This window comes from Gallaecimonas mangrovi (genome assembly GCF_003367375.1).
GTDB lineage: Bacteria > Pseudomonadota > Gammaproteobacteria > Enterobacterales > Gallaecimonadaceae > Gallaecimonas > Gallaecimonas mangrovi.
In genome coordinates, this window is record NZ_CP031416.1 from 2,478,859 (window position 1) to 2,492,027 (window position 13,169).

Sequence of the window (13,169 nt, forward strand, 5' to 3'; positions counted from 1 at the left end):
AGCGCTCCTTAGATATCATCAAGGGGGTGCTGCAGCCCCCAGGGACTCTCGAAAAAGTGGTTAACGACGGTTGGGTCAACCTCACTGACGTGCCGATAGCGCCACTGTGGTTTTTTATCTTTGTCTACCAACAGCGCTCTAACGCCTTCTTGAAATTCGCCAAATTCCCCACACCGATACGACAGCCCCGCTTCCATGCGAAACACCTCGCCCAGGCCCATGGTTTTGCCGCGTTTTAGCTGCTCAAACAGCACGGCAGCCGACAACGGCGAGCCATGGCTAAAGGTGCTTTGGGCTTTCACCAGCCAACTGTCGTCGGTTTTTAAGGCGGCAATACGCTCGGCAATAACCGCTAAATCATCGCCGTCACAGAGTGCATCGATACGGTCCTGGTGGCCTTTTATCTGGCCGCGAGGCAGTTTGACTCTGGCGGGCTGTTCAAGGGTTTTAAGAGCATGTGAGAGCTTTTCGTGGTTAAGCCGTAAGGTATCGCCCCAATTAACATGACAAAGGGCATCAAAAAGCCGCTCTTTGTCATCGGCGGCAATAAAATGGTCGGCCAAACCGACATAAAGTGCGTCAGCCGCGTTGATATTGGCGCCGGTCAGCCCCAAAAAAAGCCCGGCTTTACCTGGCATGCGCGACAAGAAAAAGCTGCCGCCAACATCGGGATAAAGACCGATGGTAATTTCCGGCATGGCAATACGCGCCGTTTCAGTAACCACGCGGTGTGAAGCGCCGCTCATAAGGCCAAGGCCACCGCCCATAATGATGCCGTGGCCCCACACCAATACCGGTTTATTAAGGCAATGAATTTGGTAATCGAGCCGGTATTCTTTTAAAAAGAACGGTGCCACCGCTTCACCACCATCGCCGCTTTCTTTCATGGCGTGATAAAGCGCTACCACATCGCCACCAGCGCAAAAGGCTTTGTCGCCAGCGCCTTCCAATACCACCAACGCAATATGCGGGTTTTGCTCCCAAGCCGTTAGCTTTGGCGCTAATTGGTCAATCATGGCCAGCGACAAAGCATTCAACGACTTTTCGCTGTTAAGCCGAGCGATGCCTATAGCTTTGCCATTGGCGGTGGCACGTTCTTCAAATTGCACATAATCGGTCATGTTCTATGCCATTTGGGTTGTCTTTTTTCTAAAAAGGCCTGTACGCCTTCCCGTGGGTAAGGACCGTCAAAAAGCTTGATGAAATATTCACGCTCTTTGGCGAGCCCTTGGGAAATAGACCCATGACGGCAGTTTTGAATCAGCTTTTTACAAAAGGCCAGAGATTGCGGGCTTTGCTGCGCGGTTTGCTCGGCTAGCCGCAGCGCCGCAGTCATGCCCTCACCGGCGCCAACAACCTCTTCAACCAGGCCAATTTTCTCGGCCAAAGTGGCATCAACCTGCTCACCACAAAGGATAATGCGCTTGGCCCAACCTTCGCCCACAAGATGGGTTAAATTTTGGGTACCGCCGGCGCAAGGCAGTAGCCCAACCTTGGCTTCCGGCAAAGCCATCAGCGCCTTGGGCTCGGCAATGCGTAAATCGCAAGCCAGCGCCACTTCTAAACCGCCGCCCATGGCATAGCCATTAATCACCGCGATAGAAAGGCCACGAAAGCCTGATAACGCTTCAAAAGCGCGGCCAAATAAGTGGGCCATTTGCGTAGCCGTTGCTTTATCAGCATCGGCAAAGCTGTTGAGGTCAGCACCCGCACTAAAGAATTTGTCGCTGGCAGAGCGCACTATCAGGGTGCAAACCTCGGTTTTGGCGTTGAGATCTTCGATAATGGCGGCCAGTTCAGTCAGGCTTTCTGCCGTCCAGGTATTGGCAGGCAGGTTGTTTAACGTCAGCACGGCACTGTGGCCGCTAACCTGTAAATCTAAAGGCGCTTTCATCTGGCCTCCTTACAAAATGGCACTGGCATGCTCAGCCAGCAGCCGGCGGGCAATAATAAGGCGCATGATTTCATTGGTACCTTCCAAGATCTGGTGCACCCGCACGTCACGCAGGTGGCGCTCTAATGGGTATTCTTGGATATAGCCATAGCCACCATGAAGCTGCAGCGCCTGGTTACACACCTCGAACCCCACATCGGTGGCAAAACGTTTGGCCATAGCGCAATACGCGGTGCGCTCTGGGTCTTTCACATCCAGCTTATAAGCGGCTAGGCGCACTAACTGCCGGGCGGCAACCAGTTCGGTAGCCATGTCAGCCAGCTTAAATTGCAGTGCTTGAAAAGCCGCCAACGGCTTACCAAATTGCTGACGTTGGTGCAGGTATTGCGTTGCGGTATTGAGCGCTTGTTGGGCCGTGCCAACCGAACAGGTGGCAATATTAATGCGGCCACCATCAAGCCCCATCATGGCGAATTTAAAGCCCTCGCCTTCTTCACCGAGGCGAAAATGCTTAGGCACCCGCACCCTATCGAAGGTCACCATGCGAGTGGGTTGGGCGTTCCAGCCCATTTTCGACTCGGCCTTGCCATAACTGATGCCCGGGCTATTGGCGGGCACCACAAAGGCACTAATACCAGCAGGGCCCGCTTCACCGGTTCGGGCCATCACCACCAGTAGTTGCGTGCTGCCCGCGCCACTGATAAACACCTTGGCACCGGTTAGCAGATAATCACTACCATCCGCTTGGGCTTTGGTTTGCAAATTGGCAGCATCGGAGCCAGCGCCGGGTTCGGTTAAGCAGTAGGAAGCCAGTTTTTTACCGGTCACCAAGTCAGGACAGAACTGGGCTACGGCCTCAGGGCTGCCAAAACGTGCCACCATCCAAGTTGCCATATTGTGGATCGTCATATAGGCAGTGGTGCTGGTACAGCCCATGGCCAACTGTTCAAAGACAATGCTGGCATCAAGCCGGTTAAGCCCCAGACCACCGGCCGCCTCTGGCGTGTAAAGGCTTAAAAAGCCCATGTCGCCCGCTTGGCGAATCACTTCAACCGGGAAGTAATGTTCTTTATCCCAACGTGCGGCATTGGGGGCCAGCTCACTTTCGGCGAATTGGCGAGCACTGTCTTCAAAGGCAAGTTGGTCGTCGGTTAAATGAAAGTTCACAGCATGGCCTCGTTAGTCCAGGTGAATGGTCATATTGGGGCCAGCGGGGATATCACCCTCAAACCAGCGGGCAGTAACGGTTTTGGTTTCGGTATAAAACCGCACCGCCTGTTTACCATAGGCATGCTGGTCGCCATAAAAAGAGCCTTTCCAGCCGGTAAAACTAAAAAAGGGCAACGGCACCGGAATTGGCACATTAATACCCACCTGGCCAACACTGATTTCGTGCTGATACTTGCGGGCCGCGGCGCCACTGGCGGTAAAAATAGAGGTGCCATTGCCGTAAGGGTTGGCATTCACCAGAGCGATGGCACTGGCTAAGCTGTCGGCATTAACCAAGCACAGTACCGGGCCAAAAATTTCTTCGCGGTATATGCGCATCTCGGGGGTGACTTCACTAAAAAGTGTTGGCCCCAGCCAGTTCCCGTTTTCATAGCCTTCGACGCTAAAGTCGCTGCCATCGAGCAGGCAGTTGGCACCTTCTTCCTTGCCAGCAGCGATCAGCGCTTGTACTCGCGCTTTGGCTTTTGGCGAAATAAGCGGGCCGAAAGCTGCATCTTTATCGTTCCACAGACCAGGCCGAACCTTGGCAAGAGCGGCTTTGATGTCGTCAACCCAAGCCTGGCTCTCCCCGACCAGCACCACCACCGAGATGGCCATGCAGCGCTGCCCTGCCGCCCCAACCGAGGCACCGACAATGTTATTGATGACCTGATCTTTGTTGGCATCGGGCATCACCACCATGTGGTTTTTGGCACCAGCAAAGGCTTGCACCCGTTTTAAGTGTTGGGTGCCTTGTTGGTAAATGTACTGGCCAACCGGCACCGAACCGACAAAAGACAAGGCTTTTACCTCGGGGTGCTGTAGCAGAAAGTCCACTTGCTCTTTACCGCCATGCACCACTTGCAACACCCCTTTAGGGGCGCCGGCTTCAACAAAAAGCTCCACCAGACGCGTCGGCGTCAGCGGGTCTTGTTCCGAGGGTTTGAGGATAAAGGTATTGCCGCAAGCGATGGCCAGCGGAAACATCCACAGCGGGATCATCGCCGGGAAATTAAAAGGCGTAATGCCGGCGCAAACCCCCAATGGCTGGGTCAGGCTGTAGCAATCAATGCTACGCGCCACGTTTTCCACCGTCTCGCCCATCATCAAACTGGCGATATTGGCGGCGTGTTCTACGACTTCGATACCCCGCCAAACATCGCCTTTGGCGTCATCAAAGGTTTTGCCGGTCTCAAGGGAGAGAGTTTCGGCTATCTCATTCTGGTGGGCTTTAAGCAGATGCTGATAGCGCAGCATTACCCGCGCCCGCTCTGACACCGGAACGTCCTTCCAGATTAAAAAGGCCGCTTTGGCGCTCGCCACTGCCGCTTGCATCTCACCCTGGGTGGCACAAGGCACCTTGGCAATAACACTGTTATCGGCCGGGTTAGTCACATCAATAAACTGCTGGCTTTGGCTGGCAACAAACTGGCCATCAATAAAAAGCGGCAGGGTTTTCATAAAGGTCCTTACATCAATTCAATGGCCACGGCAGTCGCTTCGCCACCACCGATACAAAGTGACGCCACACCTTTTTTCAGGTTTCTGGCTTTTAGGGCATGAATAAGTGTGACCAACAGCCGGGCACCGGTGCAGCCAATAGGATGGCCAAGGGCGCAAGCGCCGCCATTCACATTCACCTTGTTGTGATCAAGCCCTAGCTCTTGCATGGCGAGCATTGTCACCATGGCAAAGGCCTCGTTAATTTCATAAAGGTCAACATCCTGCTGCTGCCAGCCCACTTTCGCTAACAGCAGCTGAATGGCCCCGACCGGGGCAATGGTGAACTCACTGGGGTGCTGCGCATGCTGGGTATGTCCAACAATGCGCGCCAAAGGCGTTAAACCGCGCTTTATAGCGGCGTCTTCATCCATTAGCACTAGCGCCGCCGCCCCATCAGAAATAGAAGAGGCGTTGGCCGCAGTAATAGAGCCATCCTTACTAAAGGCCGGTTTTAGAGCAGGAATTTTGTCAATAACGGCATTGCCGGGCTGTTCGTCCTGGTCAACCACGTAGTCGCCCTTGCGGCTTTTAACCTCAACCGGGGTTATTTCGGCTTTAAAGGCGCCGTTAGCGATAGCCGCTTTAGCACGGCTTAACGATTCAATGGCAAAACGGTCCATATCCTGGCGACTAAGGCCGTATTGGTCAGCCGTTTCTTGCGCAAAAGCGCCCATTAATCTGCCACTGTAAGCATCTTCAAGACCGTCGAGAAACATGTGATCTTTGAGCTCACCATGACCCATGCGCAGCCCCGCCCGCGCTTTGGGCAGTAAGTAAGGCGCATTGGTCATCGACTCCATGCCCCCGGCCACCACCACCTCGGCACTGCCGGCTTTAATAAGGTCATGCCCCAGCATGACGGCCTTCATGCCAGAGCCGCAGACCTTGCTCACCGTGGTGGCACCACAGCTATCGGGCAATCCACCATACCGACTGGCTTGACGGGCAGGCGCCTGGCCGATGCCTGCCGGTAATACGCAGCCCATCAGCGTTTCGGTGACCTCTTCGGGTTTAACCCGAGCACGCCCTAGAGCCGCTTTAATGGCTGCGGCGCCTAACTTCGGCGCCGAAATTTCGCTCAGGCTTCCTTGAAATGCTCCCATGGCGGTACGAGCAGCACCGACAATAACAATGCTCATAGCGACTCCTCAGTGTCTTTTCCTCAGCCTACTTTATGGTTTACGTTAACGTCAACCTGTTGAGCGTAAGGCAAGCGGGGAAAGACCAGAGCAGCGCTGATGAAAACAACAGCACTGGTGAGATATTTTCATTATCCGGCTGAATAGAAGTCACGCTTTTGACCTTTTCGTCAGGGAACGTCGCCGTTAAAGTAAGGGCTAGACTAAGGTCGAATACAAAAAAGCCTGAAAACTGTGAAAGAGGTAGCCAAATCGGTGGTGTAAGCCGCTATACAAAGTGGCGCCTTTATGTCTTCATGGTAGAGCTGGTGGGCAACAGCTGCCGACCGGCCACAAACAAAAGCTTGTTTTTTGTATTTGATAAAGCCAATGTTGACAGTAGCTTGCGTGTAAGTTTCCCCCGAAAACTTCAAGCTTTACCTTTACGTAAACTTCCATTAAGGTAGTAACATCGACGATGAGCCAAGACACCATGTCCAATAACATCACGTACAGTATCAGTGAGCTGGCCAAAGAATTTGATATCACCACCAGGTCGATTCGATTCTATGAAGACCAAGGCCTACTCACCCCGGAGCGTAAAGGGCAAACCCGGATCTATAACCGCCAGGACAGAGTGCGTTTGAAGCTCACCTTGCGCGGTAAACGCTTGGGCTTTTCTCTTGCCGAGATCCGTAAGCTGTTTGATTTGTATGATGCGGATAAGTCATCCATCACTCAGCTCAGTACCATGCTTGAATTGGTGTCTGAGAAAAAAGCCGCTCTCGAGCAGCAGATGGAAGACATTAAAGTGGTGCTTATGGAACTGACGTCGGCAGAAACTCGCTGCCGTAGCGCCTTGGACGAAATTAACCAAAAGAAAAAGGCGTAATAACGGCAGCTAACCAGCACGCATCTCGGGGGAGACGCTGATGATTAGCCAGTTTAAAAGCCTGAACTTCGGTTTGGGCGACACAGCGGACATGCTCCGCGACCACGTCAACGCCTTCGCACGCGACGTCATAGCACCGCGCGCAGCCGACATTGATAAAAGCAATCAATTTCCCAATGAGCTTTGGCCTCGCTTCGGCGAGCTGGGGCTGTTGGGTGTAACGGTGAGCGAGCAATACGGCGGCGCCGCCATGGGCTACTTAGAGCACGTGGTAGTGATGGAGGAACTCTCTCGCGCCAGCGCCTCGGTGGGCCTCTCTTACGGCGCCCATTCCAACCTTTGCGTCAACCAAATTGCCCGCAATGGCAATGCGGCGCAAAAACAACAATACCTCCCCAAACTCATTAGTGGTGAACATATCGGCGCCTTGGCCATGTCAGAGCCCAATGCCGGCTCCGATGTGGTGTCAATGGGCCTAAGCGCCCGCGATAATGGCGATCATTTTCTGCTTAACGGCAGCAAAATGTGGATAACCAATGGCCCTGATGCGCATACCTTTGTGGTGTATGCCAAAACCGCCCCAGAGCTTGGCGCAAAAGGCATTAGCGCTTTTATTGTTGAGCGTGGCTTTGCCGGTTTTAGCCAGGCGCAAAAACTCGACAAACTAGGGATGCGCGGCTCCAACACCTGCGAGCTGGTGTTTAGCGATTGCCCGGTTCCCAAAGAAAACTTGCTGGGTGAACTCAATCAAGGGGTCAAGGTGCTGATGAGCGGCCTGGATTACGAGCGGGTGGTACTGGCCGGCGGTCCCCTTGGCATTATGCAAGCCTGTCTGGACGCCGTAGTGCCTTATGTCCACGACCGCCAGCAATTTGGCCAAGCCATTGGTAACTTCCAGTTAGTTCAAGGCAAATTGGCCGATATGTACACCCGTATGAATGCTGCCCGCGCCTATGTATACACCGTTGCTCGCGCCTGCGACCGCGGCGAAACCACTCGTAAAGACGCTGCCGGTGCCATCCTTTACAGTGCCGAAATGGCCACCCAAATGGCCCTGGATGCCATTCAATTGCTGGGTGGCAACGGTTATATCAATGAATTTCCCACCGGCAGGTTACTGCGCGATGCCAAGCTTTATGAAATAGGCGCTGGCACCTCAGAAATACGCCGCATGCTGATTGGCCGAGAGCTTTTTAGCGAATCCTGTTGAGTCTGACGCAGGCGGCTTATCGCCGCCTCAACGAGAGGCTTGCCGATGATACTGTCATCCAAAATCCACCCTCACAGTGACGACTTCATCCAAAAGGATGCAGCCATGCGTGCCTTGGTGGACGACTTAAAAGACAAAATAGCCACCCTAAGCCAGGGCGGCGGCGAAAATGCCTGCCTGCGACACAAGAGCCGCGGCAAGCTATTGGCCCGCGAACGCATTGACTTGTTACTCGACCCCGGCGCCGCTTTTTTAGAAATTGGCCAGTTAGCCGCCTTCAATGTGTATGAGGATTATGTTCCCTGCGCAGGGGTGGTGGCCGGTATTGGCCGGGTCAGTGGTGTCGAATGCATGATTGTGGCCAATGATGCCACCGTCAAAGGCGGCACTTACTACCCGTTGACGGTGAAAAAGCACCTGCGCGCCCAGGAAGTGGCCATGCGCTGTCGGCTGCCCTGTTTGTACCTGGTTGACTCGGGCGGCGCCTTTTTGCCCCGCCAGGACGAGGTTTTTCCAGACCGGGACCATTTTGGCCGCATTTTCTTTAATCAGGCACAAATGTCAGCCAAGGGCGTGCCGCAAATTGCGGTCGTTATGGGCCTTTGTACCGCCGGTGGCGCTTACGTGCCAGCCATGGCGGACGAGTCCATTATTGTAAAAAACCAAGGCACCATTTTTCTCGCCGGGCCGCCGCTGGTAAAGGCCGCTACCGGTGAAGAAGTTAGCGCCGAAGCGTTAGGCGGCGCCGATGTGCATTGCAAAGTCAGCGGCGTGGCTGACCATTATGCCCAAGATGATGCCCATGCCTTGGCACTGGCTCGCGAAGCAATTGCCAACTTAAATTGGCAAAAGCCACAGCAACTGGCCCTTAGAGCGCCCAAACCACCGCGTTTTAGTAGTGAAGAACTGTACGGCATTGTCGGCACCGATCTTAAAAAGCCGTTTGATGTCAAAGAAGTCATTGCCCGCTTGGTGGATGATTCCCAGTTCCATGAATTTAAAGCGCTCTATGGCCCAACTTTGGTGTGCGGCTTTGCCCATATTCAGGGGTATCCGGTTGGCATTGTTGCCAATAACGGCATTTTATTTAGCGAGAGCGCACAAAAAGGCGCGCATTTTATTGAGCTTTGTTGCCAACGTAAGGTGCCTTTGGTGTTCTTACAAAACATCACCGGTTTTATGGTTGGCCAAAAATACGAAGCGGAAGGCATCGCCAAACACGGCGCCAAAATGGTGGCCGCAGTGAGCTGCGCCAGTGTACCGAAATTTACGTTAGTAATTGGTGGCTCCTATGGCGCCGGTAACTACGGTATGTGTGGCCGCGCCTACGACCCTACATTAATGTGGATGTGGCCAAACGCCCGCATTTCGGTGATGGGCGGTGAGCAGGCCGCTGGCGTATTGGCAACGGTTAGCCGTGAAAATTTGGCTAAACGCGGGCAAAGCTGGAGCGATGAAGAGGAAAAAGCCTTCAAGGCACCTATCATCGAGAAGTACGAGCAGCAGGGGCACCCTTATTATGCCTCCGCCAGGCTTTGGGATGACGGCGTAATTGACCCGGCCCAAAGTCGCGAGGTGCTGGCGCTAGCCCTGGCTGCTTCCCTCAACGCACAGATAAACGACACCCATTTTGGCGTGTTTCGAATGTAAAGGAGTAAACATGGATTGGTTAGTCACCGATATCGACGAACGCGGCGTTGCCACCCTTTGTCTTAATCGGCCGGAAAAACACAATGTTTTCGACGAAGTGTTGATCGCCGAATTAGTACAAGCGCTGTCGGAGCTGGCCGAAGATCCCAAGCTAAAGCTGCTGGTTTTAAAAGCAGAAGGTAAACACTTTTCTGCCGGTGCCGACCTCAATTGGATGCAGCGCCAGGTCACCCAAAGCTATGACCAAAACCTGGCCGAAGCCGAGTCACTGGCCGAGCTGATGATGAGCCTGGATAGCTTCCCCCACCCTACCCTTTGCCGGGTGCAAGGTAGCGCCTTTGGCGGCGCTTTGGGCCTTATTGCCTGTTGTGATATCGCCATCGCCAGTGACAACGCGCAGTTTTGCCTGTCAGAAGTCAAACTGGGCCTGGTACCAGCGGTGATTAGCCCTTATATGGTGCATACCATCGGCTATCGCCAAACGCGCCGTTATGCCCTAACTGCCGAACGTTTTGACGCTGCCAAAGCCGCTGAGTTGGGCCTTATACATGAAGCGGTGCCAAACGCCAGCCTGGATGACACCCTAGAACAGTTCATCAGCCAGCTATTAGCCAATGGCCCCGATGCCATGAGCGCCTGTAAGCAGCTGTTAGCCCATGTTGATGCCCATCCCCTAGATGACGAGCTGCGCCACTTTACCGCCAACGAAATCGCCCGCATCCGTATCAGCCCCGAAGGCCAGGAAGGGCTGAAAGCCTTCTTTGATAAGCGGCCTCCGGGCTGGCAGGGAAAACGTCGTGTTTAAACGCCTGTTAATTGCTAACCGTGGTGAAATTGCCTGCCGTGTTATGCGCACGGCCCAAGCCATGGGTATTTACTGCATCGCCGTCTATGCCGATGCCGATAAAGACGCTTTACATGTACAAATGGCTGACGAAGCCTGGCACCTTGGGCCAAGCCCGGCGGCCGAGTCCTACCTCAATAGCGACAAAATTTTAGCTGTCGCCAAAAAAAGCCACGCCGACGCCGTGCACCCCGGCTACGGTTTTTTATCTGAAAACAGCCGTTTTGCCGACGCTTGCGCCGAGGCAGGCATCACCTTTATTGGCCCGCCGGTCGCGGCCATCGATGCCATGGGCTCAAAGTCAGCCGCCAAAGCCATTATGGAAAAGGCCGGTGTGCCACTGGTGCCGGGCTACCACGGCCAGGACCAAAGCGATGCCACCTTAATTGCTGGTGCCCAAGACATCGGTTTTCCAGTGCTGATAAAGGCCGCGCTCGGTGGTGGCGGCAAAGGCATGCGAGTGGTAGAAGGCCCTGAAAAGCTAAAAGAAGCCATCGACAGTGCCCGCCGCGAAGCGCAAAGCGGCTTTGGCGACCAAACCTTGTTGCTGGAGCGCTACCTTAGCCAGCCGCGGCACGTGGAAGTACAAGTCTTCGCCGACACCCAGGGTAACTGTATTTATTTGGGCGACCGCGACTGCTCGGCCCAGCGCCGCCATCAAAAAGTGGTGGAAGAAGCGCCCGCGCCGGGCTTGTCAGACACACTGCGCCAAGCCATGGGTGAGGCCGCCGTGACGGCGGCAAAAGCCATCGGTTATGTTGGGGCTGGCACGGTGGAGTTTTTACTCGACGGCCAAGACTTTTTCTTTATGGAAATGAACACCCGGCTGCAAGTTGAGCACCCGGTAACTGAAGCCGTGACCGGCCAGGATTTAGTGGCCTGGCAATTAGCGGTTGCCGCTGGCAAGCCGTTAGCGCTGACACAAACGCAAGTGCCCAGCCAAGGCCACAGCCTTGAAGTGCGCATTTATGCCGAAGATCCCTACCACGGTTTTTTACCGCAATCAGGGCCCATTTTGTTATTAAGGGAACCGGCGGGCGTGCGGCTCGATACCGGCGTTCGCCAAGGCGATAACATCAGTTCTTACTACGATCCGATGATCGCCAAGCTGATTGTGCATGACAATGACCGCCCCGGCGCCATCAGCAAAATGGTCACGGCGCTAGACAACTACTGCCTGGCTGGCATTAAAACTAACGTCGGCTTTTTACGCCGTTTGGTCAGCCATCCGGACTTTATCGCCGGCAAGCTCAGTACCCATTTTATTGACCAGCATAGCGACAGCCTGCTGCAAGCCCCAACCTGGGACAACACCCATTTGGCGCTAGCTGCGCTGGCCGAGCTTTGTTTTCGCCAGCAAGACGTCGTATCACAGCGCGCCCAAAGTAACGAGCCAGGCTCACCCTGGCATGCTGGCGACGGTTGGCGGTTAAATGCTGCCGCCAGTGAGCGCCTTGTGCTCGACACCGGTGACGGCAAAGCTAAGGCCCTTGAAGTAAAGCCACAAGCAAACGGCTGGCAGCTCGTCATTGGTACACAAACCATCGAGGCGCAGGCCACACTCTTGGGCCAGCAGTTACAGGCCCGGCTCGACGGTAAAAAGTGGCAACTGCCGGTATGGCGCTCTGGACAAACAGTGGTGCTGTTTGACCAAGGCCAACCCTTTATCGCCAAGCCCTACCAAAGCCAAGCTACGGCTGAGACCGCCAACGAGGGCAACATGAGTGCCCCGATGAACGGCACCATTGTTGCCGTTGCCGCCAAGGTGGGTGACAAAGTGAAGGTGGGCGATATTTTAGTGGTGATGGAGGCCATGAAAATGGAATACGCCATCACCGCCACTAAAGACGCCGTAGTCAGCGACATCTTTTTTCAAACCGGCGATCGCGTGACCGACGGCGCTGAATTGGTGCGCCTAGAGGAGGCCTGATGTCCTACCCCAAAAAGGTACGTTTGGTGGAAGTGGGCCCCCGTGATGGCCTGCAAAATGAACAGGCCACCATTAGCCTTGGGCAGCGCCAGCAATTGATTGAAATGCTCTGCGCCGCTGGCAGCAAGCATATTGAAGTGGGCAGTTTTGTGTCCCCCAAATGGGTGCCACAAATGGCCGGTACCGATGCCCTTTTTGCCAGCCTAAACCGCCAGCCAGGGGTAACGTATTCGGCGCTCACGCCAAATATCATCGGTTTAGAAGCGGCGTTAGCTGCCGGCGCCGACGAAGTCGCGGTATTTGCTGCCGCCTCCGAAAGTTTTAGCCAAAAGAACATCAACTGCAGTATTGATGACAGCCTTAACCGCTTTTTACCGGTCATTGAAAAAGCCAAAGAGGCCGGCATCAAGATACGCGGTTATGTGTCATGCGTACTGGGCTGCCCTTATGAAGGTGCCATCAGCCCGCAGCAGGTTAGCCGGGTTGCCAGCGACTTATGGGACTTGGGTGTTGAAGAAGTCTCGTTAGGCGACACCATTGGTGTTGGCACGCCCCTGGCCACCGCCAAGCTTCTGGAAACCGTGAGTAAACAGGTGCCCTTGGCACATTTAGCGGTCCATTTTCATGATACCTACGGCATGGCCATCGCCAACATTCACCAGGCGCTTAGCATGGGCATTGCCACCGTTGATGCCGCCGTTGCAGGCCTTGGTGGTTGCCCCTACGCCAAGGGCGCTAGCGGCAATGTGGCCAGTGAAGATGTGGTGTATTTACTCAATGGCCTTGGTATTGACCACGGTATCGACCTGGAAAAGCTCTGCACTGCCGGCAATTTCATTAGCCAGCTATTGGGCAGAAGCTCGGCATCGAAGGTGGCAAAAGCGCGCCATTGCCAATAAAAAAGGCCGCTTTATGCGGC

At 54.5% G+C, this 13,169-nt stretch carries 11 protein-coding genes; 6 read left to right on the forward strand and 5 right to left on the reverse strand.

The window, feature by feature from the left end; genetic code table 11:
• Positions 1-8 precede the first annotated feature (8 nt).
• From DW350_RS11920 to DW350_RS11940, 5 genes are read right to left on the reverse strand one after another with little or no spacing between them, the layout of a single operon-like run.
• A complete protein-coding gene (locus DW350_RS11920; protein ID WP_115719080.1) occupies positions 9-1,121 on the reverse strand; it encodes an enoyl-CoA hydratase/isomerase family protein in 1,113 nt (370 codons plus the stop codon).
• Complete coding sequence (locus tag DW350_RS11925; RefSeq protein ID WP_115719081.1) at positions 1,118-1,894, reverse strand: enoyl-CoA hydratase; 777 nt, start codon at positions 1,892-1,894, stop codon at positions 1,118-1,120. The genes DW350_RS11920 and DW350_RS11925 overlap by 4 nt, the downstream gene beginning before the upstream one ends.
• A 9-nt stretch (positions 1,895-1,903) precedes the next feature.
• Positions 1,904-3,061 carry an acyl-CoA dehydrogenase family protein gene (locus DW350_RS11930; RefSeq protein ID WP_115719082.1) on the reverse strand — a complete coding sequence of 386 codons (1,158 nt, stop codon included), beginning with the start codon at positions 3,059-3,061 and terminating at the stop codon, positions 1,904-1,906.
• A 12-nt stretch (positions 3,062-3,073) separates the two neighbouring features.
• Positions 3,074-4,564 (reverse strand): CoA-acylating methylmalonate-semialdehyde dehydrogenase, encoded by a 1,491-nt coding sequence (locus DW350_RS11935; RefSeq protein ID WP_115719083.1) that lies wholly within the window; start codon positions 4,562-4,564, stop codon positions 3,074-3,076.
• 8 nt (positions 4,565-4,572) lie between these two features.
• A complete protein-coding gene (locus DW350_RS11940) occupies positions 4,573-5,745 on the reverse strand; it encodes an acetyl-CoA C-acyltransferase (RefSeq protein ID WP_115719084.1) in 1,173 nt (390 codons plus the stop codon).
• Between the two features lie 472 nt (positions 5,746-6,217).
• Here DW350_RS11940 and DW350_RS11945 point away from each other — a divergent pair, with 472 nt between their 5' ends.
• From DW350_RS11945 to DW350_RS11970, 6 genes are all read left to right on the forward strand, one after another.
• Positions 6,218-6,616 (forward strand): MerR family transcriptional regulator, encoded by a 399-nt coding sequence (locus tag DW350_RS11945; protein WP_115720634.1) that lies wholly within the window; start codon positions 6,218-6,220, stop codon positions 6,614-6,616.
• Positions 6,617-6,656: 40 nt separating this feature from the next.
• On the forward strand, positions 6,657-7,826 hold the full coding sequence (locus DW350_RS11950) for an isovaleryl-CoA dehydrogenase (protein ID WP_115719085.1): 1,170 nt from the start codon (positions 6,657-6,659) through the stop codon (positions 7,824-7,826).
• A 105-nt stretch (positions 7,827-7,931) separates the two neighbouring features.
• Positions 7,932-9,476 carry a carboxyl transferase domain-containing protein gene (locus DW350_RS11955; RefSeq protein ID WP_336406941.1) on the forward strand — a complete coding sequence of 515 codons (1,545 nt, stop codon included), beginning with the start codon at positions 7,932-7,934 and terminating at the stop codon, positions 9,474-9,476.
• 10 nt (positions 9,477-9,486) lie between these two features.
• Positions 9,487-10,281, forward strand: coding sequence for an enoyl-CoA hydratase-related protein (locus DW350_RS11960; RefSeq protein WP_115719087.1), 795 nt, complete (start codon positions 9,487-9,489; stop codon positions 10,279-10,281).
• On the forward strand, positions 10,274-12,250 hold the full coding sequence (locus tag DW350_RS11965) for an acetyl/propionyl/methylcrotonyl-CoA carboxylase subunit alpha (RefSeq protein WP_115719088.1): 1,977 nt from the start codon (positions 10,274-10,276) through the stop codon (positions 12,248-12,250). The genes DW350_RS11960 and DW350_RS11965 overlap by 8 nt, the downstream gene beginning before the upstream one ends.
• Positions 12,250-13,149, forward strand: a complete 900-nt coding sequence (locus DW350_RS11970) for a hydroxymethylglutaryl-CoA lyase (RefSeq protein WP_115719089.1) — start codon at positions 12,250-12,252, stop codon at positions 13,147-13,149. The genes DW350_RS11965 and DW350_RS11970 overlap by 1 nt, the downstream gene beginning before the upstream one ends.
• Positions 13,150-13,169 lie beyond the last annotated feature (20 nt).